Below are 491 nucleotides of genomic sequence, written 5' to 3'. Positions count from 1 at the left end.
CAGGCCACCATCGTAGATCTCCACCTTGGCGCCCACCTCGGCCCGGCCCTGCAGGGTCGGCGTGGCGTCGTCCGTGAAGTCGTGACTGGCAAGCGCGCCTTGCTCCTCGCCCACGTCGTCGAAGACCAGGTCGATGGTCGGATGCCCCGGCGGCACTGCCGGCGAGATAGCTGGTGCTGGTCGCGCCGCCTTCGCTCAGCACCGGGCTCTGGTCGACCGCCGTGACCGTCACGTTGCGCGTGGCGATGTTGCTGACGAAGGTGCCGTCGTTGAACGAGAACGAGACGGTGCGCGTGGTGGTCGAGAGATTGGGCGAGGTCAGAGAGCTCGAGAACGTCACCGATTCGAGCGCGGCCTGCCATTGCGCGATGGTCGCCGTGCCGGAGCCGGTGCTCAGCGTCAGCGTGCCGGTGGACGTATCGTAGACGCTGCTGATGCCGTTCTGCGCCACGAAGTTGAGCATGTCGCCGGCCTGGAAATTGGTGATCTTG

The 491-nt window shown here is 66.4% G+C and carries 1 protein-coding gene; it reads left to right on the top strand.

What is annotated here, in order from left to right; genetic code table 11:
* Nucleotides 1–173 precede the first annotated feature (173 nt).
* On the top strand, nucleotides 174–425 hold the full coding sequence (locus HWY05_RS37795) for a hypothetical protein (RefSeq protein WP_176061495.1): 252 nt from the start codon (nucleotides 174–176) through the stop codon (nucleotides 423–425).
* Nucleotides 426–491: the final 66 nt, after the last annotated feature.

This window comes from Paraburkholderia sp. BCC1876 (assembly GCF_902833695.1).
Lineage (GTDB): Bacteria > Pseudomonadota > Gammaproteobacteria > Burkholderiales > Burkholderiaceae > Paraburkholderia.
This window is presented reverse-complemented; position numbering and strand designations above follow the sequence as displayed.